The 19,032-nt window shown below is 57.5% G+C and carries 19 protein-coding genes and 2 pseudogenes; 8 read left to right on the top strand and 13 right to left on the bottom strand.

Annotated elements, in window-relative coordinates:
• Positions 1 to 116: 116 nt before the first annotated feature.
• Entirely contained in the window at positions 117 to 1,232 is a 1,116-nt protein-coding gene (locus tag AC1MEA_RS19585) for a formylglycine-generating enzyme family protein (RefSeq protein ID WP_480417122.1), read from the bottom strand.
• Between the two features lie 271 nt (positions 1,233 to 1,503).
• On the opposite strand from AC1MEA_RS19585, the gene AC1MEA_RS19580 reads away from it, so the two are divergent.
• Together AC1MEA_RS19580 and pcsA are read left to right on the top strand one after the other, a co-directional pair.
• Positions 1,504 to 4,035 carry an arylsulfatase gene (locus AC1MEA_RS19580; protein ID WP_480417121.1) on the top strand — a complete coding sequence of 844 codons (2,532 nt, stop codon included), beginning with the start codon at positions 1,504 to 1,506 and terminating at the stop codon, positions 4,033 to 4,035.
• A 281-nt stretch (positions 4,036 to 4,316) separates the two neighbouring features.
• The gene (gene pcsA, locus AC1MEA_RS19575) at positions 4,317 to 5,036 is read left to right on the top strand and encodes a phosphatidylcholine synthase (RefSeq protein ID WP_480417120.1); all 720 of its coding nucleotides are present in this window, start codon (positions 4,317 to 4,319) and stop codon (positions 5,034 to 5,036) included.
• Positions 5,037 to 5,109: 73 nt separating this feature from the next.
• On the opposite strand, the gene AC1MEA_RS19570 is transcribed toward pcsA, so the two are convergent.
• The 3 genes from AC1MEA_RS19570 to AC1MEA_RS19560 all read right to left on the bottom strand — a co-directional run bounded on the left by AC1MEA_RS19570 (position 5,110) and on the right by AC1MEA_RS19560 (position 6,160).
• Positions 5,110 to 5,457 (bottom strand): hypothetical protein, encoded by a 348-nt coding sequence (locus AC1MEA_RS19570; RefSeq protein WP_219059869.1) that lies wholly within the window; start codon positions 5,455 to 5,457, stop codon positions 5,110 to 5,112.
• 107 nt (positions 5,458 to 5,564) lie between these two features.
• Positions 5,565 to 5,723, bottom strand: coding sequence for a hypothetical protein (locus AC1MEA_RS19565; RefSeq protein ID WP_219059870.1), 159 nt, complete (start codon positions 5,721 to 5,723; stop codon positions 5,565 to 5,567).
• 17 nt (positions 5,724 to 5,740) lie between these two features.
• On the bottom strand, positions 5,741 to 6,160 hold the full coding sequence (locus AC1MEA_RS19560; RefSeq protein WP_480417119.1) for a hypothetical protein: 420 nt from the start codon (positions 6,158 to 6,160) through the stop codon (positions 5,741 to 5,743).
• 63 nt (positions 6,161 to 6,223) lie between these two features.
• Between AC1MEA_RS19560 and AC1MEA_RS19555 the strand changes: the two genes are divergently transcribed.
• On the top strand, positions 6,224 to 6,604 hold the full coding sequence (locus tag AC1MEA_RS19555) for a MerR family transcriptional regulator (protein ID WP_480417118.1): 381 nt from the start codon (positions 6,224 to 6,226) through the stop codon (positions 6,602 to 6,604).
• 172 nt (positions 6,605 to 6,776) lie between these two features.
• On the opposite strand, the gene AC1MEA_RS19550 is transcribed toward AC1MEA_RS19555, so the two are convergent.
• Positions 6,777 to 7,667: a LysR family transcriptional regulator gene (locus AC1MEA_RS19550; RefSeq protein WP_480417117.1), complete on the bottom strand. Its 891-nt coding sequence runs from the start codon at positions 7,665 to 7,667 to the stop codon at positions 6,777 to 6,779.
• Between the two features lie 101 nt (positions 7,668 to 7,768).
• Here AC1MEA_RS19550 and AC1MEA_RS19545 point away from each other — a divergent pair, with 101 nt between their 5' ends.
• Together AC1MEA_RS19545 and AC1MEA_RS19540 are read left to right on the top strand one after the other, a co-directional pair.
• Positions 7,769 to 8,764, top strand: coding sequence for an aldo/keto reductase (locus AC1MEA_RS19545; RefSeq protein WP_480417116.1), 996 nt, complete (start codon positions 7,769 to 7,771; stop codon positions 8,762 to 8,764).
• A gap of 84 nt (positions 8,765 to 8,848) precedes the next feature.
• Positions 8,849 to 9,676 (top strand): SDR family oxidoreductase, encoded by an 828-nt coding sequence (locus AC1MEA_RS19540; RefSeq protein WP_480417115.1) that lies wholly within the window; start codon positions 8,849 to 8,851, stop codon positions 9,674 to 9,676.
• 207 nt (positions 9,677 to 9,883) lie between these two features.
• On the opposite strand, the gene AC1MEA_RS19535 is transcribed toward AC1MEA_RS19540, so the two are convergent.
• The 6 genes and pseudogenes from AC1MEA_RS19535 to AC1MEA_RS19510 all read right to left on the bottom strand — a co-directional run bounded on the left by AC1MEA_RS19535 (position 9,884) and on the right by AC1MEA_RS19510 (position 14,611).
• Positions 9,884 to 10,579 (bottom strand): tRNA (adenine(22)-N(1))-methyltransferase, encoded by a 696-nt coding sequence (locus AC1MEA_RS19535; protein ID WP_480417114.1) that lies wholly within the window; start codon positions 10,577 to 10,579, stop codon positions 9,884 to 9,886.
• 111 nt (positions 10,580 to 10,690) lie between these two features.
• Positions 10,691 to 11,191 carry a methyl-accepting chemotaxis protein gene (locus AC1MEA_RS19530; protein ID WP_480918174.1) on the bottom strand — a complete coding sequence of 167 codons (501 nt, stop codon included), beginning with the start codon at positions 11,189 to 11,191 and terminating at the stop codon, positions 10,691 to 10,693.
• A 372-nt stretch (positions 11,192 to 11,563) separates the two neighbouring features.
• Positions 11,564 to 12,718 (bottom strand): annotated as a pseudogene (locus AC1MEA_RS19525) (FIST signal transduction protein); the annotation flags it as partial.
• A 342-nt stretch (positions 12,719 to 13,060) separates the two neighbouring features.
• Positions 13,061 to 13,561, bottom strand: coding sequence for a GNAT family N-acetyltransferase (locus tag AC1MEA_RS19520; protein WP_480417113.1), 501 nt, complete (start codon positions 13,559 to 13,561; stop codon positions 13,061 to 13,063).
• 118 nt (positions 13,562 to 13,679) lie between these two features.
• Positions 13,680 to 13,850, bottom strand: a pseudogene (locus tag AC1MEA_RS19515) (penicillin-binding transpeptidase domain-containing protein); the annotation flags it as partial.
• A 194-nt stretch (positions 13,851 to 14,044) separates the two neighbouring features.
• Positions 14,045 to 14,611: an eCIS core domain-containing protein gene (locus tag AC1MEA_RS19510; RefSeq protein ID WP_480417112.1), complete on the bottom strand. Its 567-nt coding sequence runs from the start codon at positions 14,609 to 14,611 to the stop codon at positions 14,045 to 14,047.
• Between the two features lie 416 nt (positions 14,612 to 15,027).
• On the opposite strand from AC1MEA_RS19510, the gene AC1MEA_RS19505 reads away from it, so the two are divergent.
• Both AC1MEA_RS19505 and AC1MEA_RS19500 read left to right on the top strand, forming a co-directional pair.
• Complete coding sequence (locus AC1MEA_RS19505) at positions 15,028 to 15,540, top strand: DUF6988 family protein (RefSeq protein WP_480918173.1); 513 nt, start codon at positions 15,028 to 15,030, stop codon at positions 15,538 to 15,540.
• A 127-nt stretch (positions 15,541 to 15,667) separates the two neighbouring features.
• On the top strand, positions 15,668 to 16,447 hold the full coding sequence (locus tag AC1MEA_RS19500; RefSeq protein ID WP_480417111.1) for an SDR family NAD(P)-dependent oxidoreductase: 780 nt from the start codon (positions 15,668 to 15,670) through the stop codon (positions 16,445 to 16,447).
• A gap of 155 nt (positions 16,448 to 16,602) precedes the next feature.
• Here the strand turns inward: AC1MEA_RS19500 and AC1MEA_RS19495 are convergent, their stop codons facing one another.
• Positions 16,603 to 17,544 (bottom strand): aromatic alcohol reductase, encoded by a 942-nt coding sequence (locus tag AC1MEA_RS19495; RefSeq protein WP_480417110.1) that lies wholly within the window; start codon positions 17,542 to 17,544, stop codon positions 16,603 to 16,605.
• A 96-nt stretch (positions 17,545 to 17,640) separates the two neighbouring features.
• Between AC1MEA_RS19495 and AC1MEA_RS19490 the strand changes: the two genes are divergently transcribed.
• The gene (locus AC1MEA_RS19490; RefSeq protein ID WP_480417109.1) at positions 17,641 to 18,099 is read left to right on the top strand and encodes a winged helix-turn-helix transcriptional regulator; all 459 of its coding nucleotides are present in this window, start codon (positions 17,641 to 17,643) and stop codon (positions 18,097 to 18,099) included.
• Positions 18,100 to 18,234: 135 nt separating this feature from the next.
• Here the strand turns inward: AC1MEA_RS19490 and AC1MEA_RS19485 are convergent, their stop codons facing one another.
• On the bottom strand, positions 18,235 to 18,855 hold the full coding sequence (locus AC1MEA_RS19485) for a tyrosine-type recombinase/integrase (RefSeq protein ID WP_194692260.1): 621 nt from the start codon (positions 18,853 to 18,855) through the stop codon (positions 18,235 to 18,237).
• Positions 18,856 to 19,032 lie beyond the last annotated feature (177 nt).

The raw sequence follows: 19,032 nt of genomic DNA, 5'->3' as shown, positions 1-19,032 counted from the left end.
CACGCTAACAAAGTGTTGCGCGGCTTGCCCTCTGCCCTCCCCTAGCCGCCAGAACGTCGGGGCGGCGCTACCGCGCTGATAAACCGCTATACCTTCTTCGCGCCTGCGTATCGCATTCAGCGGTTTTTTCCCCATTGATCATTACTCATCGCCAAGCGAAACCCGAGGTGCGACATGGCATTCATCGGATCCGCCCCCTGCCTGGCGCTGGTTCGAAAGCTCGTGCAGTAGCTGTCACTGCAAAGAAAAGATCCACCGCGAATCACACGCTGCGGTGCATTGGCTGTTACCCCGAGTGCCGGGTCATAACTCTGGAGCGGACCCATCGGGTTAAACGATACTTCGCCAGCCGGCTGAAGCTTGAGCCCTACTCTGAACGCATCAGCGCGATACCAATCGGCGATCCACTGCCAAACGTTCCCTGACATGTCGTACAGCCCATAAGCGTTGGGCCTGTAACTGCCTACAGGCTGGGTGTCAATCTTGAATTTATTGCGGGACCCTGTAACAGGGAACGGTTGTACCTCATTCCAGGTATTGGCCATCTTTTTGCCGCCCGGCGTGAAATCACTCCCCCATGCATAGTCCGCTTGTTCCAGCCCGCCTCTTGCGGCGTATTCCCATTCAGCCTCGGTCAGCAGGCGCTTGTGTGCCCACTTTGCGTACGCCTCTGCATCCTCATGTGAAACCTGAACGACCGGATGGGTTTCCTTGCCTTCGATTGTACTGTCGGGGCCAGACGGATGGCGCCAGTCAGCCCCCTGGACAAACGCCCACCACTGGCTGAAATCATTCAGGGGGATTGGCCTGTCTGCGCCCACAAAAACCAATGCCCCGGGCACCATGACGCTGTCATCCGGTTCTGGCATACCAGGTGGTAGCTGTACTTTCAGATCATCCCATTTGGGTTTGCGTTCGGCGGTGGTCACATAATGTGTTTCAGAAATAAAACGGGCGTAATCTGCGTTGGTAACGTCGTTGCGGTCAATCCAATAACCATCGAGTCGAACCTTATGGGCCGGCCCCTCATTGGGTCGCGCCTTCTTATGATCGCTCCCCATCAAGAATTCACCGGGAGGAATCCAGACCATATCCAAAGGGCCATTTTTCCCGTCACCCAGCGTCAAAGGCGATGGACCACGAATGTACTGATTCACAGCAAAAGCCAGGTAGGCAGACACTACCCCGACTGCGACTATGGCAATGCCCCAGCGCCGTTTCCTGACAAGCATTTGTGCGCCCCTTGGTTTCCTTCAGGCTGAGGTCATTGCTCAGCCTTTCTGACGTCAGGATCAGTTATAGACACCGTACCTCTCTTGTCAAAGGGCATACGGGTTACAGACAGCGCCAGAATTTCAGCGTCAGCGAGCCGCACGGCGAGATTGATCAGGCTTACGGCTGTCGGTTAAAACAGGACAACCCGAGCCAAATTTGAACCAAAAGCTATCATCAGCCTGAGCAGTAACCGACACGTAGCGGCGCATGCCCGCACCGGAGCACACGATGAGTGTCCCTCGTTCAACCTCAGCTCGGCGAACTGTCCACCCCTTACTACGATGCCTCGCCCTTGGCCTCGGTGTATTCATCGGCTGCGCACACGCCGATCAACTCAATGGCCCCCCCGGCGCAACCAGCACCACCCGAGTGATTTCCGGGCAGCAGCTACCCCCGCCCGACCTGCCGTTCGAGGGCTCGATCACGGACATCGCGCAAAGCTCAAAACCCTACTGGCCGGCGACGATAGTCCCGCCCAAGGGCGCGCCGAATGTGTTGCTGATAATCACCGACGACGCCGGCTATGGTGTGTCCAGTACCTTTGGCGGGGTGATCCCGACGCCGAGCATGGATCGCATCGCGGCCAACGGCCTACGCTTCAACGACTTCAACTCCACCGCACTGTGCTCGCCTACCCGCGCAGCGCTCATTACCGGACGCAACCATCACTCGGTCGGCTTCGGGACTGTTTCAGAAGCCGCCACCGGCTATCCCGGCTATGACAGCGTCATTGAAAAGGACACGGCGACTGTCGGCCGCATACTGCAGGAGAATGGGTACCACACCTCCTGGTTCGGCAAGGATCACAACACTCCCGCCTTCCAGGCCAGCCAGGCCGGCCCCTTCGATCAGTGGCCAACCGGTATGGGCTTTGAGTACTTCTATGGTTTTGTCGGTGGTGACACCAATCAGTGGCAACCCAACCTGTTCCGTAACACCACACCGATCTATCCGTTCGAGGGCAAGCCCGGCTGGAACCTGACCACGGGGATGGCCGACGATGCGATCGACTACATGCAACGCATGAACGCGCTGACGCCGGACCGACCGTTCTTTGTCTACTACGCGCCCGGAGGCACCCACGCGCCGCACCACCCGACGCAGGAGTGGATCAAGAAAATCAGCGACATGCACCTCTTCGACGGCGGCTGGAACCAGCTGCGCGAGACCATTTTCGCCAACCAGAAGAAGCTCGGCGTGGTCCCGCCGAACACCCTGCTGACGCCTTGGCCAAAAGATCTGCTGCCCGAATGGGACAGCCTGAGCGCCGACCAGAAGAAGCTGTATATCCGCCAGGCTGAGGTGTTCGCCGCTTATGAGGCCTACACCGACCACGAAATTGGCCGGGTGATCCAGACTGTCGAGGATATGGGCAAGCTGGACAACACCCTGATCATCTATATCACTGGCGACAATGGCACCAGCTCTGAAGGGCAGATGTTCGGTACACCCAACGAAGTCGCCATGTTCAACGGCGTGCAAATACCGGTCGAGTTGCAGCTGAAGAAATTCTATGACGCCTGGGGCACCGACCAGACCTATAACCACATGGCCGCTGGCTGGGCCTGGGCCTTCGATGTGCCCTTCACGTGGGTCAAGCAGGTAGCTTCGCACATGGGCGGCGTGCGCCAGGGCATGGCGATTTCCTGGCCTGCGCGGATCACTGACAAGGGCGGCATCCGCCCCCAGTTCCACCACGTCATCGACATCGTACCGACCATCCTGGAGGCCGCCGGCATCAGTGCGCCAAAGCTGGTGAATGGCATTGTCCAGAAACCGATCGAGGGCACCAGCCTGCTCTACACCTTCGACAAGGCCAACGCCGAAGCGCCCTCTACCCACAAGACCCAGTACTTCGAGATGATGGGCGACCATGCTCTCTATCACGACGGCTGGATCGCCAGTACCAAGGTCGTGCGGGCACCGTGGGACATGACCGCCAAAGCAACCGATCCGATGAAGATGGAATGGGAGCTGTACAACCTGAACGAGGACTACTCGCAGTCCACCGATCTGGCGACGCAACATCCCGAAAAGCTCAAGCAGATGCAGGCCATGTTCATGGACGAGGCACGCAAGTATCAGGTACTGCCGCTGGATACCTCGGTACTGCCACGGATGATCGCCCCGAGACCGAGCATTACAGCCGGGCGCAATATGTTCACCTGGACCCATCCGCTGATTGGTACGCCCAATGGTGACGCGCCGAGCGTGCTGAATACCTCCTACACCTTCACTGCCGAGGTGGAGGTTGCGCAAAACGGCGCCGAAGGCATGCTGATCACCCAAGGCGGACGCTTCGCCGGCTACGGTTTCTATGTCCTGAAGAGTAAACCGGTGTTCCTGTGGAACCTGATCGATCTGGAGCGAGTGCGCTGGGAAGGTGCCGACGCACTCACGCCGGGTAAGCATGTGCTGGAGTTCGACTTCAAGTACGACGGCCTGGGCGCTGAAACTCTGGGGTTCAACAATTTCTCCGGTGTCGGTCGCGGCGGTATGGGCACCCTCAAGGTGGATGGCAAGGTGGCGGATCAACACAAAATGGACCACAGTTTGCCCTTCACCCTGGCATGGGACGAAAGTCTGGATATCGGCTCTGACACCCTCACAGGGGTCAACGACGCCGATTATCTGCCGCCGTTCACCTTCACCGGCAAGCTGAACAAGATCACCCTGAAGATCGACCGGCCTCAGCTAAGCAAAGCCGATATCGAGAAACTGGAGCAAGCCCAGCGCGCCATCGAAAGCGGCAAAGAGTAAGGCCCGAGGTCGAAAGCGAACCGCGGGAGACCTTTCGACCGGCTTCCCTTGAAGCCACGCCATAGTTGTAGAGTTTTTTGTTTGCCGCTCGCAGCCACTGCGAGCAACACAGCTTAGAAGTACTGTCCTGCCAAGCCACAAAGTGAGTCGCAACCCCAAATACGTCTTGCCGGTGAACCTTATCACCGGATACCCGGTCGATAGTTGCAACCTAGCTAGGTTTTCCAGTGACCCCGTCGAGGGTGGTCACTGGACTGCTTTACTTCCTGGAGAACGTCCCCGTGATATCGACTCTACGCATAGCCAGACTCAAAGCATGGGGCGCCCATGGTTTTACCGCCACCGGCGTGGTCACTGCCTTTTTGGCGACCATCGCATTATTCGAGAATCAGCCTAAAGCCTGCCTGCTGTGGCTAGGCGTCGCCCTGATAGTGGATGGGCTGGACGGTGCGCTGGCCCGCAAGGTCAATGTCCAGTCCGTACTGCCGGGTTTCGACGGGTCCGTCCTGGATCTTGTCATCGACTACCTGACGTATGTATTTATCCCGGCCCTGTTCATCTATCGCTATATCCCGCTGCCGGACTACACCCTGCTGCTGACCATATCGGTAATTCTGGTCTCGTCACTCTTTTGCTTCTGCAACGTAAACATGAAGAGCAAGGACAACTACTTTCAGGGCTTCCCGGCAGCGTGGAACGTTGTCACCCTGTGTCTTTACATTATTTCCCCGACGCCCTGGCTAACGCTGATCACCATTATCGGGTTGGCGCTATTGACCCTAACCCGGATCAAGTTCCTTCACCCCTTCCGCGTCCGTCGGTTCATGCCGATCAACATTGCAGTGACCTCCATTTGGCTGCTGTGCAGCCTGTCGCTGGTTGTGAACCATCCCGACAGCAACCCGATGGTGATGGGGCTGTGGCTCACGATGTCAGCCTATTTTTTGGGCATCTGCGCCTGGCGCACGTCAGTGGAGTGGCTCGACAGTTCGCGTGTATGAAGAGAGCGGGATCAGTGGCAGTGAAGACGCTGAATACCCAAGGCCCGCGTTATGGGCCTTGGCTTATTGGGGATTAGAAGGGAAACGGCAGTGGGGAGACCACGGCATTCAGGTGGCTCAGGAAGAGAAACCCGGAAACCAGTACCGCATTGATCGACCAGGCCACCGTTAGAAAGCGAGCAATCTGACCGTATAGGGGTTCACCGACATTATCCGCATTGCGCCATACGGCATTGAGCACGCACGCGGTATAAACCACAAAACTTAGCAGCATGAGGCCAAACAGAGGGATGGTTACCTGATTGAAAGCCATCAGGATCAGGCCAAACAGTACATTGCTGAGGACTACGCCGTAGAGCCAGAAGACCACCCACAACGGGGTGCTGCCCTGCGAGTTCAACCACCGCTGAAGCTTGCTCATCACGTCTCCCTGGGCCGCCAATGGCCCGCTTAAACCTGGAAGCCCGTACGCCTGGACCCAGGCACCGGTTGATGCCGACCTGCCGGGCGTCGCGCCTATTTTTTAGTCTAGCGTGCTTTTTCCGCCTTGCCCGTGGCCGAGTACGGGCAGGTCGACACGTCGGCCCGGGCATCGCTGCCTTGCGTCGAGGGTTCGCTGGAGCGGACGCGGAACAGCACGTCGCAGGCTACTTGCCAGACGATGGCCAGAACGCCAACGATGAACACCACGCCGCCAACAGAGATTACCCGACGGCCGCTTCTTTATCGGTCACCGGCGTGCTTTGGGCGATTGCGAAAACCACCTCCAGAAAAGTAAACCCAAGAATCAGGAAGCTTGCGCCATTGGCAACAGCGTAGAGCTGCCACGAAGCAAACAAGCCTCTAGCCAGCGCATCATAAAGTCCAACAGCGCGGCTAGGATGTCTGAGGCGCCACAGCGACCAGACGACCACCACGCTGCCCAGCAAGTTGGCGAAAAGCATTTGGGTTACGTCCAGCGCAGGGACCGGGCGGGCTAGCCCCAAGGCCTCCGATAAAACTGCAAATCCACTCAGACAAAGCGACGCAGTCCAAGGCGTCATGAAGCCCGCCGTCGCCACTAGGTCGTACCAGGCGCTGGCGCAAACGATTTTCAGGTTTTGATTTGCGTTGATCATGTTCATCCCTCACAGTTTGGGCCCTGAGGCTAAAGCCTGGTGTTAGGTCCAGAGTCAATGCGAGAAACCATGAGTATGAGAATCGGAGATGTCGCAAAGCGCACGGGCGTTTCCGTAGACGCTTTGCGGTTTTATGAAGAGAGAGGCCTGATCAAGCCTCAGCGGACCGCCAATGGCTACCGGCTCTACCCGCAGGAAACATTGCAACTGCTGGGGTACATCAAACTGGCGCAACAGTTAGGTTTTTCCTTAACAGAAATCGGTGAGAACCTGCCATTGCTGTGGAGTACCGAAGGTGGGTCCAGCGATCATCTGGCAGAGTTGTTCGCACAAAAAATCGCGTTGCTGGACGAGCGTATGGCTCAGATGCAGGCACTGCGAAATGTGCTTGCTGAGCGAGCACAGCAAGTGTGTCCGCTGTTGGATCGCGCCATCAGTACGGCGTCGTGATCGGCAGCCAACGCCCCATTGCCGACCCTCGGTGCGATGAGTTTGATGCCGGCACGCGGACATTCATATCCGATGCGCGAATGCACAATCGGGTCTTGGCGCTACGAGACAGTCGCCTCACTGCGAATTCAGATCAAGCCGCCACCTTCGGCCTTCCACAGCCCGATACCATTCACCGGCTTTCTGGAGGCCGCAACGCCTCCACGACCAACATCAATGCCGGCGAGGCACGTCGACTGGCGTAGTAGGCGTGGTAGCCGGTAAACGTTGTCGCCCACTCGTCGAGCACCGACAACAGCCTACCCTCCGCAACGTGTTCCTCGACAGCGCCGAGGGGCAGCCAGGCCAGGCCGTTCCCGGACAGCGCTGCAGCGACGATCAGTTCGTTTGAGTTGAAGATGAGCCGACCTGTTACGTGGGCGTTGACAGTTTTCTGGAGGCGAGAGAACTCCCATTTCAGAAGACCTCCGTGAGATGCCAGGCGCAATCCAATGCAGTCGTGCTGGGTAAGGTCCTGCGGGGAAAGCGGTCGAGGATGGCGTAAGAAGTAATCGGGGCTGCCCACCACGGCCATGCGCATGTCAGGCGCGATGCGCACGGCGATCATGTCCTTGGCCACGTCGCCACCCAGACGCACGCCGATGTCGAAGCGCTCGGCCACGATGTCAGTGAAACGGTTGTCACCGCTGATCTCCACATTAATATCGGGGTACATGGGGAGCCATGGCTGAAGCCTGGGCCAAATCAGGGTTCGCATCGAGTGTTCGGTCGCCGTGATACGCACTGTGCCGGCCGGCTTGCCGCGCATCTCGCCCAAGACAGCCAGTTCTGCTTCGATGTCCGCGAAGCGAGGCATTACGGTTTGGTACAAGCGCTCACCCGCTTCCGTGGGGGCGACGCTGCGCGTGGTCCGGTTGAGAAGCTTCAAGTCCAGCCTGCGCTCCAAAGTGCGGATGGTCTGGCTGAGCGCAGATTGCGTCACCCCTAGCTGTGCGGCTGCGCGGGTGAAACTGCCCGCGCGTACCACGGCCGCAAAGCTGGCCAAGTCATCAAAACGCGCCATTGATAAGCCTACCTACTAAGTACATGTCAATTCAGCAGTCTAGTCATTCCGAGGCAAGCTGCCTAAAGTTCTTGTCATCGGTTAGCAACGAGGACACGCACATGAAAACACGTCAACTGGGCAGCAGCGGCCTCACCGTTTCGGCGCTCGGCCTGGGCTGCATGGGCATGAGCGCCAACTACGGCCCTCCGGCCGACAAGCAAGAGATGATCGCGCTGATCCGTGCGGCGGTAGAGAGAGGTGTCACATTCTTCGACACGGCCGAGGTCTATGGCCCATTCGTCAACGAGGAACTGGTTGGCGAGGCGCTCGCGCCTTTCAAGGGCCAGGTTTCCATCGCCACAAAGTTTGGCTTCGACCTCGACACGGAGACCGCACAGCGCCGAGGCGGCCTGGACAGCCGGCCCGAGCACATAAAGGCGGTCGCGGAAGCCTCGCTGCGGCGCCTCAAGATTGACACAATCGATCTGTTCTACCAGCACCGCGTCGACCCGGCCGTGCCGATCGAAGACGTGGCTGGAGCGGTCAAGGACCTGATCGCGCAAGGCAAGGTCCGCCACTTCGGCCTCTCGGAGCCGGCGGCGGCCACGGTTCGCCGCGCGCATGCCGTGCAGCCGGTGACAGCGGTACAGAGTGAGTACTCCCTGTTTTTCCGGGGACCGGAAGCCGAAATGCTGCCGACGCTCGAAGAGCTCGGCATCGGTTTCGTACCCTTCAGCCCTTTGGGTGCGGGCTTCCTGACCGGCAAGATGGACGAGAACACACGGTTCGACAGTTCCGACTTCCGCTCACGCGTTCCGCGCCTGGCTCCGGAAGCGCTCAAGACGAATCTGGTGCTGGTCGATCTTCTACGCGACGTCGCGCTGCGCAAGGGTGCGACGCCTGCACAAATAGCACTCGCGTGGCTATTGGCGCAAAAGCCATGGATTGTACCCATTCCTGGAACGACCAAATTGCATCGACTCGACGAGAACCTCGGCGCGGTGGCGGTCGAGCTCACCAGCGATGACCTGCGGATGATTGATTCGGCCGCGTCAAAGGTCGTGGTGCAGGGTGCCCGGTTGCCCGAAGCCGTGCTACGGATGACGGGCGGCTAATAACGGCCTACTCCACATCGGCGTGCAGAGGTACCGCCGGAATCATGACCTCCAGTATTTTTCTAAGCAAAAAGGGAATTGAGCATGACCCATGTGATTGTCGTTATCGGCGCCGGATCAATCGGTCAGGCTATTGCGCGCCGTATCAGCGCGGGCAAGCATGTCCTGCTTGCTGACGTGAAGCAGGACAACGCCGACGCAGCCGCGAAGGTCCTGAACGATGCGGGCTTCGAGGTGAGTACGGCGACAGTGGACGTGTCCTCGCGCGCGTCGGTCCATGCACTCGTCGAGACTGCCGTCGCGCTGGGCGAGGTCACCGGCGTAATCCACGCCGCCGGCGTCTCCCCTTCGCAGGCATCTCCGGCCACAATCCTGAAGGTTGACTTATATGGCACCGCCCTCGTTCTGGAGGAGTTCGGCAATGTCATCGCGGAAGGCGGTGCATGCGTCGTCATCGCTTCACAGTCCGGCCACCGGTTACCGGCGTTGACCACAGAGCAAAACGCAGCGCTGGCGACGACTCCCACTGAAGAGCTGCTCGCACTGCCGATGCTCCAGCCCGATCAGTTGAAGGACTCACTTCATGCCTACCAGCTTTCCAAGCGCGGAAATTCGCTGCGGGTCATGGCAGAGGCGGTACGGTGGGGCAAACGCGGTGCGCGGGTGAACACGATCAGCCCTGGCATCATCTTTACCCCGCTTGCGAGAGATGAATTGATCGGTCCTCGGGGTGAGGGATACCGGCACATGATTGAGGTATCGGCGGCTAAACGCGGCGGCACCCCGGACGAAGTCGGCACTGTCGGCGCGCTGCTTATGGGCCCGGATGGCGGGTTCATCACGGGCAGTGACTTCCTCATGGACGGCGGGGTCACGGCTACCTATTGGTACGGCGAACTCGCTCCGAAGTGAACTGTTAGCCGGGTGCATCTCGGGGCACATCATTTCCAGGCCGTCGCCGCTGAAAGCGGGCAGTGATTTGCGTCCGATGTTGCTACTGACCAGCCATTTGCATCGGATTAGACCAACAAGTGTCGAGGCAATGACCAGCCAAAAGCTGTCATTCAGATGTGTCTGCGAATTTGAGGGCGATTCATATTGGCCCTCGCTTCGTCATGCTCAAGCCAGCAGCTCGGTGATCCACCGGGCCTGCCGGGCGATGTCTTGCACCTTCTCCTCGGGCACGGCCTGCCGCGCACGCGCGAAGTTGGTCAGGGTCTGCTGCTTCTGACGCAGCATGCGCTGCCACTTGACCAGGAACGCCGGGCTGCGTGCCTGCATCTGTAGCGGGCCGAAGTACAGCTCCTCGGCGGTGTACATCACCGGCCCGGCGTACTCGGCGACGATGATCTCGTAGTCGAAACGGTTTTCCCGCAGCACTTCCTCGCAGAGGATGCGGTAGCCATTTTCCATCAACCATTGGCGCAGTGGCTGCTCGCCGCCGTTGGGCTGCAGGATCAAGCGCTCCTGGCCGCTCAGGCGCGCCTTGCCGCTGTCGAGGATGTCGCGGATCGTCTCGCCGCCCATGCCACAAATGCTGATCGCCGTGATCCCGTCTCCCGGCTCGATCGCCGCCAGGCCATTGGCCAGGCGCACGGTGATCCGCTGGTCCAGGCCGTTCTCGCGCACGGTGCGTTCGGCCGAGCGAAACGGCGTCAGTGCCACCTCACCGGCCACCGCCGCCGTGATGGCGCCACGGCGCATCAACGCCACCGGCAGGTAGCCGTGATCCGAGCCGATATCGGCCAGGTGCGCACCTGCTGGCATATGCGCCGCCACGCGTTCAAGGCGCATGGACAATGTTTGTTCGTTCAACTGCAGTTCCTTTTCACCACGAATGTCCGGCACCTTTGGCAATAGTGCTAGCGGCCCATAATGCTTGGTGAGGGAGGCAGGGTAAAGCGCCGGCCCACTGTGATCGGCCTCTTAAACCGTGGAGTGGGTCAACCCGGTCAAGGTGTCCGCGATGGCCTTTGTGCGTTGCGCCGTGCCTTCAGTCGTGCGGCTTGAGTCTTCCAAGGCATCGAGCATCTCGCGCAGGGCGTCCACGGCTACGGACTGATCTTCGATCTGTTGCGCGACGTGCTGGATCTCGCCTGACAGCAGGTCAATATCGACGCCAATTTCAGCGGCATTCTTGCGGGTAATTTCCGCCAGCTTACGCACTTCGTCAGCCACCACCGCAAACCCTCTGCCCATTTCGCCGGCCCGCGCAGCTTCGATGGCGGCGTTGAGTGCCAGCAGGTTGGTCTGCCCGGCGATTTGCTGAATCACTTGCACGATCGACTGGATACGCAAACTTGAGCCGGCCAGCGCGCGGGCGCCTACCACCGCTTCACCCGCTTGCGTGGTAAGGCGCTCAACGGTAGTCCCGGCTTGCGCCGCGACGGTGTTTTGCCGGTCTATGGTGCCCGCCAACTCGTCCATCGACAAGTGCAGCTCGCCCGAGTAATGCTTGATTTGCGTGGCCATCTGCTCTTGCTGTTGGCTGGCCTGGGCCAATACCTGGCCCAGGTCCGCCAGGCCGTCGAACACTGGCAAAATCGTGCTATCCAGTCCGCGGGTATCCAAGGCGCTGCTGAAGTCATGGTTCTTGAACGCCATGATCTGCTTGACCACTAAATTGTTCAGACCCGCTAGTTTCTTGACCTGACGGCGCAGGAAAAATGCCTTGAATTCGCCGTAGTGGGCGATGAAATTGTCGACGAATTCATCGGTAAAACTGGCGCCCTTGGCGACTCGAAAAAAGAAAATCGCCGTCAGCGTTTGGTTAAGGTTCAAGCCCAGAATTTCACCGAAAGTCGAGAAACCGGCCAAGGGCACATTACCGAAAATACCGGCCATGCTGCCCAGCTCGCTGCTGTTGTTAAGCCGGCGCAGGATGCAGTCGTTAAGAATGGCCGCAACCGGCTGGCCACCTTTACCTCTGAGGAATTGCTCGTAGTCGGTACGGGTGGCATCGCGAAGGGGCGTGCGCTTGACCATCACCATTTCTTCGCCGGGCGCGACGTCGCAATACAGCTGGACAATCTGCTGTTGATAGTCGATGCGGGCAATAGAGCGCACGAACAGTTCATCGCCCACACGGATGGCGAATGAATAATCGGCCAGCTTCTTTTCCAGTGCCTGAGCGCTGCACTCGAATGCGTCGCACAGTGCCTGCACCATGCTCTTGATGTTGCCGCGGCTGTCGATAACCTGGTCTATCGTGCGGTCTTCAACCGAAGCGGTCAGCACGCTGAAACTCAGCCCGGCAGGTTGGAAGTTCTGGCTTTTGAATACCCCGAAGCGTACGTCCGCTGCGGTCTTCAAGAAGACAATTTGCGCGTGGTTCTGATAACTGCGCTGGCCATCGCTGATCAGGGTCTTTTTAAAATCAAGCTTGCCACCGGCAGAGCCGCCGACGAACAGGCAAGGGAAGCGCCCGGACTCGTAAAGCGCTTCCATAAAGAACGATTCGGATGCCGAAAGGCCATCGAACACCACGTACGCCAAGGTGTCGCGGTGGTCAATGGCCGTGCGCACCTGCGCCTGTTTGATGTTACCCACCAGTTTGGCGATCCGCTCGCGCATCGCCAGGCGTTTGCCGCCGCTGCGAATGTCTTCGCACTCCAGCCGCACCATGACCACCTCGGCCGACACAATCACACTGGCGTCAAACAGTTGCAACACCACCCGGTCCCAACTGTCACCGGTCGCGCAGTACAGTGTGTTCGCGCCGTTGCACAACTCCCCCGATGTAGTGCACAGGCTGATAGCGCTGTGCGCAAAGCGCCGTTTGACCTTGGCGGCGATCTGGTCGATGTCCAGGTAAGGGGAAACAAATCCGGTGACCAGCACCGGGTCTATGCGCAGGCCAGCCAGGGCTTGGTCAAGTTCGCCAGCGGTGCAAGCCACGCTCACAGCGCCTTGGGCGTTGGCTCGGGCCTTGTTGAAGAGGGTCAGTGGGTTCATGGCTGGGCTCTTATTAGTGGGTGGCGTGACGTATAGGTGGCATACGTACGTGGCCTTCCTCTATATCGGCCATGGCTGAGCGGGCTAAAGCGTGGATGTTAGATTTTGTTACGCGGGGACGCACATGGCTCCGTTCAGGCTCTATATGGAAACTGGCTGCGCTCGGCCGGGCTGCGAGAATGCTTATGTACGGCCCTATACACCGTGTTTCTTCGCCTGTTTTTACCTTGCCTGACCTTCGATCGCCGTTTTTAGTGCAAAACCTAGGCGACAAACTCAAGCATGAATTTAATGGAACTGCGCAATTCCCGCTTTCGGCCAGATTCGTTAAAAAAAATATCTCTAGATTGAAAGGACGAATCGGCATTCGTCCCCCGCCTTGTCGTTCAACGATGGACGTTCAAGTAAGAATTCGCACCGTTCAAGTACTTTTTTCGAGCCCACATTCTCCATATATACATAAGCAACTAATTGCGCAAGTTCCCAGCGCATCTGCGCCTCTTGTATCATATGCCGTAGCGCCAGTGTTGCTAGGCCCTGCCCGCAAACACGCTGATCAATCCGATAACCTACTTCCGCAGAATTCTTTGGCGAGTTAATATTTTTCAAATTTGCTCGACCAACTATTTCTCCACTGGAGTCTTCGATAACAAACGGGTGCCAAGCGCCGATAGCAAAATCTGATAAATAACATTCAATATGATCGGTGACACCCTGCAATGTGTAAAAAGAAGGGTCGCGCGCATCAATATGAGATTCGAACCATTCACGGTTATGGATTTCGAATGCCAGCAACGCTTCAGTATCAGTACTTTTTAGCTCGCGAACTCTAAATAACCTCATTAATCACATCTCCTGTGCCTCAGGCCGAAAGCGAACATTGTCGCCCAACCGACAAACCAGCCGTATCCGTGAGCTTCATCGCTGCTCTCGTCCTACATTCGAGGGAAGGCCGTGCCTGTACAGAATACTGCAACCATCGAACTGCATCTGTAGGCTCCAACCAGGCAGGTCCGCCCCAATCAGGATCACCGGGTTGGTATGGCAACGCTGGGGAGTGTTCATCTTGCAAAAAAGTTGCGTCATAGCCCATCAGGCTTATCGCGATTTTGAATGTTGAGGCCTGTGCTGCTGAAATGCTGAATCCCAGAATCGATAAACCTAATGCTGCGCGACTTATAAACATGTGTTCTATTCCTTTAGCAGGCCCCCATGAGTCCGCTCAAGAGCCTTGAGCAACCGTAGGGCTTGCGCGGGTACGATGCAACTCATCCGTCCGAGCGAACTCTACCGGCCGGCACTTTATTAATGTCAGCTTCATGCCCTTCAGTCAGTCCCTTCCCGCACGAACCGTTTGACCTCAGCCTGTATGGCATAAGCCGGCGCCTCCACAGCATTGAAATCCTGCGTATACCGCTGGGCAAATCCGTCTACCCCCCATTCCTGGTACTGCTGCACATGCTTTAGTTCGTGAGCCCAGAGCGCGATGTTCTGTTCTGCGGTTTGAGCGTCACGGAAGAGGATGATGTCGATCAGCGTCACGGCACCGACATCGGGGTTTTGCAGCATGGCTGTGGCGGCATTGAATTGGCCGTTGTCGCTCACTTTGTAGCGCGCAGCATCGAGGACACTGGGGTCGTACCAGCGCAACAGTTGCTCCCGGATGTGCGGTGGAATTGGTTGGATGCCGGCGTTGGCTGCTTCAGCGCGGGCTTGGGTAAGCCACAGCGTCAAGGCAGGTGCCGCGATCTGATAAATGCCATCTGGCAGGCAGATGCAGCCATCCAGGCACATTTGTTTCTCGCCAGCTGGGCAGACGTTGTTCTGGGCTGGTACTTCGAGAGCCAGACAAAGAACAAACAGCGCCGCCAGGCGCGTGGTGATGGGCCGCATTGGACGCTCCAGAGACGGACGCAGCGCAAACAGTGAATCACAATTGATCGACGATCCACATGGCTTTAGCGTAGTCCCGAACCAGGCCCCCAAGATAATCGCAGGAAGCAACAGGCCAACATTGCTGCGACCCCCCATTTTAATAGACATGCGTGCGCAGCAGCCGTTGGCTGGTGGCAACCCGGCACGACAGCCAACAATCGGCCAGATGCGGTCATTGCCCGATGCCGATAGAATCCTTGCCGACATGACTCTTCTCTGACTTGGGCCTGTATGCACTTCGATAAATTGCTGGCACGTTCGGCCATGCTTGAGGACCGGCTTGTCGGCTTTTTCGCCCTGCCTTTAGTCGATGCTTCCAGCCCCTTCAGGCAACCCAAGCGCTAGCTAGTCTAGGATTTGAGCACGCCCGGAGCCTGAAGCATCTGGTAGCAGCAGGGCTGTACACCTCTGCTGCTGCACTGCTACGAGTACAGTACGAATCACTAGTTCGCGCACTTTGGGTGCTTTATGTAGCCAAGGACAGCCAGGTGGATTTGATGCTTGCTGAACTCACACAAGAGACGGCAAAGCAGGCAAGCAAAATTCCTATGCTCAGCCAAATGTTGGAGGAGATTGAGGTGAAAGCTCCGCACGCTCCGGTAGCTCACCTAAAGGCGTTTAAGCACTACTCTTGGAGACCTTTGAGCTCCTACGTGCATGGAGGTATCCATGTAGTTAATCGTCACGGAAGGGGATTTCCACCAGAGCTGGTTTTAGCAGAGGTTCTGCACTCGAGTGGTCTGCTCGGAATCGCAGGCAATCTTTTTCTGATCCTGAGTGGTGTACCGCAGGAGGCAGGAACGATGGCAGGCATCTACACGGAGTTCCAAGACTGCTTCCCTGCGAATAACCCACCATACAAGCGTACGGCCGAGCCGGCTCATTGACCGTTCAGAACAGTCAGTTTTCGGCCAAATGCTGCCTCTCACAATGCTTGGCGGATTGATGCAGCGTAGGCACCGTCTATTCTCAACGGTTAGACAGTATTTCCTGTGTATCTCTGTGGAGCATTGCATGTTTAAAAACTGGAGTGGTCAGGTCGCATTGGTCAGTGGAGCAGGCAGCGAACAGGGGATTGGTCTCGCCATCGCCAGGCGCCTTGGCGACGCAGGTGCGAATCTGATCATCACCGGCAGCAGTGCCCGCATCCATGATCGCGTCGCGCAACTGTGCGCGGAAGGTTATGAGGTGGAGGGTCGCGCTGCGGATCTCACTCAGCCCGATCAGGTCGTTGGACTGGTGACCTGGGCTGAATCGCTATGGGGCCGAATCGACGTGCTTGTGAACAACGCCGGCATGGCAATTCAGGGTGAAGCCGAGGTGTTCTCCGACGTGGCCCATATGAGCGTCGATGTCTGGAACACGTCGATTGCGCGTAATCTGACGACTGCATTTTTGCTGACCCGGGCAGTGTTGCCGGGGATGCAGCATCGTCGATACGGGCGCATCGTCCATATCAGTTCTACGACCGGTACCCGCGTCAGCAACCCGGGCGAGGCAGCCTATGCGGCGGCAAAAGCAGGAATTGTGGGGATGAACATGAGCTTGGCGCTGGAAGTCGCGCCTTACGGCATCACCGTAAATTCTGTTGCCCCTGGATGGATCGTGACGCAGTCCAGCACAGCTGACGAGTTGACTGCGGCGCGGTATGTTCCGGTCGGACGTGCCGGTAGACCGGAGGAGGTTGCTGCCGCAGTCGCCTTTCTTGCATCTCCAGAGTCAAGCTACATTACGGGCGAGCTTCTTGTGGTCGACGGCGGTAATTGCCTTTCTGAGAACAAAAGTCCCCGTTGAGGGCAGAGCTCAGTCCTTTCAATGTTGGTCTTTCGTCGGATTGAACATCCCGCGCTCCACTTTTCAATCTCTGTCATCGACCACGATTATCGGGCTTAGGGTTTCTCATTAGACAAATCCGGAGCGTGGGACCGCTGGGTTACCTGCTTTAGCGTTCAGATGTCTGCGAGGTTTTTTCGAGCCCACTGCTCGGCGGTGGTGACTTGAATGGACTGCTGCTCGTTGAAAGTGCCAGCCTTCGGCCAAGCCACGCCTCTGCCTTGAGCGAACACTGCGCGGTACTTTTTGATGTGATGAGTGGGGTCTTTTTCCAGTTCCTGGATCAGGTGATCAACAGTCCAAACGTTACGTTTGAATGGACGTCCCAGCACACGTTCAAGGATGCTCGCGACCTGCCCATACGTCACAGTGTCGCCGGAAAGGTAGACGATTTGATTGCGCAAGCGAGGCTCGAAGAAGACGATTTCTGCTGTCAAAGTCCCGATGTCTTGCGGTGTAGTGAGAGTCACGCTGTTATCAAGACTGCCCAAGGCGTTCACTGCGTCGTTTTCGAAGTCGACCACCTCAAACACAGGCTCGAAAAGGAAGCTGGTGAACATCCCCGTCGAGATAATTACCCATTCAGTTTTATCTTGGGCGCGAAGCAGCTCGCGCACATCGAGCTGCGCATCGAATAGATCCTGAGGGCTGCCGCGCCCAATCACCTCAAAATCGACGCCAAATTGCCATGGGAAGTAGCGCTTCACACCGGACTTGAGAGCGGCTGTGGCCAACTTCATCGGGGTTTCCCGACCCGCGACCATGCCCGCACAGCCGATTACGGTATCGAATCGTGCGAAGACTTCAGCCAACTGATCGATCGAATCGTTCACTAGGTCTGCGGCCACCATTTGGATACCCAGACTACGTAGCTCATCGATTTCTGCCTTTTTCTCCGGCAGCTGAGTGTTGATCGTTGAGTCCCTGAGCAGGACGCTGATTTTGGAACCGGGCGCGCGCTTTGCCACATGTGCGAGATTGCGCAAAACCGGAAGGCCGAGTTCGCCGGCACCTAGTACGAGAATCGATTGGGGGGAAAGCTGGGTCACTTCAGTCATGATGTCTCCTGAGACCTGTTGCCTGTAAGATCAGCCAATGCTTGCACTATTCGGCAACACTCGTAAGAAGGCACACGCGTGATACCAGGGGGAGAAATGACCGATCGTGAAACTCTCAGCCAAGCGGAGGCTATCTGCCAAACGCTCAGAGAAGATGATGACGGGGTCAGGCGGGAAGTTCTCGCTCACGCAGGTAGTCGCTGGTCATTGGGCATCCTGCATGCCCTTGGTGTGTACGGTAAGATGCGCCATGCCGAGATAAAAAGGCAGATGACCGGTGTGACTCAGCGAATGCTGACCAAGACACTGCGCGCCTTGGAGCGCGATGGTCTGGTGATTCGACGGGAGTTCGATGAGATTCCGCCGCGAGTTGAGTATGAGCTGACGCCGCTGGGCATGGGGCTATTGATTCGTATGTCCCCTATCTGGACTTGGGTCGTTGAGAACGTCGACGACTTCCGCAAAGCGCGCAGCATCTTCGACAGTCAGGACGGCAAAAAACCTTCATGGCAAATCCCCACGCCCATACCAGTAGTATCAGAAGTGCCTCAGTAATCGTCTGCTAGAGGCAGCGTTCCTGGACAGGTGGACTTCAGAGTAAGCTTGAGCCGAAACTTCATAGCTCCTAATCGTGCGTGACAGCAATTGGCCGGATAGCGACGGTCTAGTATCGACCGTCACTATGGATGATCAGACTTCAGTCTGTTCCGCCATTTCCAGGGCATCATCTACCTCGATTCCCAGGTATCTGACGGTGCTTTCAAGCTTCGTATGACCAAGCAGGAGTTGGACAGCTCTCAGGTTTTTCGTTCTGCGATAGATCAGCGATGCCTTGGTTCTCCGTAGCGTGTGAGTACCGTACATGGTTGGGTCAAGTCCAATGGCGGTCACCCACGCTTTCACTATTCGAGCGTATTGTCTGGTCGATAGGTGTTCTGAGTCGTGCAGCCGGGTTGGGAACAAGAAGTCCTCACTTCTAAGGTGGGCCCGATGCATCCAAGCCTCCAGAACCGTTCGGGTTTGCTCCGTAATTTCAAATTGCACTGGATGCTGGGTTTTCTGCTGCATCACGATGGCCCGTGACGACACATGTTCTCCATGGGCTATATCACGCACTCGCAGCTTGGTTAAGTCACAGGCACGCAGTTTGCTGTCGATAGCCAAGTTGAAGAGTGCCAAATCTCGTGTCTTCTCCGCGAGCTGGAGTCTGACCCGAATGGCCCAGATATCTCTGACTCGAAGCGGTGCTTTCTGCCCGACAATCTTTCCCTTGTTCCAAGGCTGATGGCTATGTGTGGCATTAGTGTTCATGGCTGATCCTCCACGTTGAGGGAGGATAAGGGTGGATCAGTCACAGTGAGTGAGGGGCGCAATCCGACCCAAAGCCGACGGTGGCGACAGGCAGTAATCGGCCGATTTCTGCCGGTCACAATAGGCCAGGGCGGGCAAGAAGCAGTCGTCCGCCTTCCCCCACAAACGCCGGTGCTT

The organism is Pseudomonas sp. ASL8 (genome assembly GCF_056680355.1).
This window is presented reverse-complemented; position numbering and strand designations above follow the sequence as displayed.

Coding starts and splice junctions, on each gene's coding strand:
- AC1MEA_RS19510 (WP_480417112.1), bottom strand. CDS start 14,611: ATGCGGCCCATCACCACGCGCCTGGCGGCGCTGTTTGTTCTTTGTCTG.
- AC1MEA_RS19545 (WP_480417116.1), top strand. CDS start 7,769: ATGAAAACACGTCAACTGGGCAGCAGCGGCCTCACCGTTTCGGCGCTC.
- AC1MEA_RS19520 (WP_480417113.1), bottom strand. CDS start 13,561: ATGAGGTTATTTAGAGTTCGCGAGCTAAAAAGTACTGATACTGAAGCG.
- AC1MEA_RS19530 (WP_480918174.1), bottom strand. CDS start 11,191: ATGGACGAGTTGGCGGGCACCATAGACCGGCAAAACACCGTCGCGGCG.
- AC1MEA_RS19555 (WP_480417118.1), top strand. CDS start 6,224: ATGAGTATGAGAATCGGAGATGTCGCAAAGCGCACGGGCGTTTCCGTA.
- AC1MEA_RS19485 (WP_194692260.1), bottom strand. CDS start 18,855: ATGAACACTAATGCCACACATAGCCATCAGCCTTGGAACAAGGGAAAG.
- AC1MEA_RS19490 (WP_480417109.1), top strand. CDS start 17,641: ATGACCGATCGTGAAACTCTCAGCCAAGCGGAGGCTATCTGCCAAACG.
- AC1MEA_RS19560 (WP_480417119.1), bottom strand. CDS start 6,160: ATGAACATGATCAACGCAAATCAAAACCTGAAAATCGTTTGCGCCAGC.
- AC1MEA_RS19570 (WP_219059869.1), bottom strand. CDS start 5,457: ATGAGCAAGCTTCAGCGGTGGTTGAACTCGCAGGGCAGCACCCCGTTG.
- AC1MEA_RS19495 (WP_480417110.1), bottom strand. CDS start 17,544: ATGACTGAAGTGACCCAGCTTTCCCCCCAATCGATTCTCGTACTAGGT.
- AC1MEA_RS19500 (WP_480417111.1), top strand. CDS start 15,668: ATGTTTAAAAACTGGAGTGGTCAGGTCGCATTGGTCAGTGGAGCAGGC.
- AC1MEA_RS19550 (WP_480417117.1), bottom strand. CDS start 7,667: ATGGCGCGTTTTGATGACTTGGCCAGCTTTGCGGCCGTGGTACGCGCG.
- AC1MEA_RS19540 (WP_480417115.1), top strand. CDS start 8,849: ATGACCCATGTGATTGTCGTTATCGGCGCCGGATCAATCGGTCAGGCT.
- AC1MEA_RS19580 (WP_480417121.1), top strand. CDS start 1,504: ATGAGTGTCCCTCGTTCAACCTCAGCTCGGCGAACTGTCCACCCCTTA.
- AC1MEA_RS19585 (WP_480417122.1), bottom strand. CDS start 1,232: ATGCTTGTCAGGAAACGGCGCTGGGGCATTGCCATAGTCGCAGTCGGG.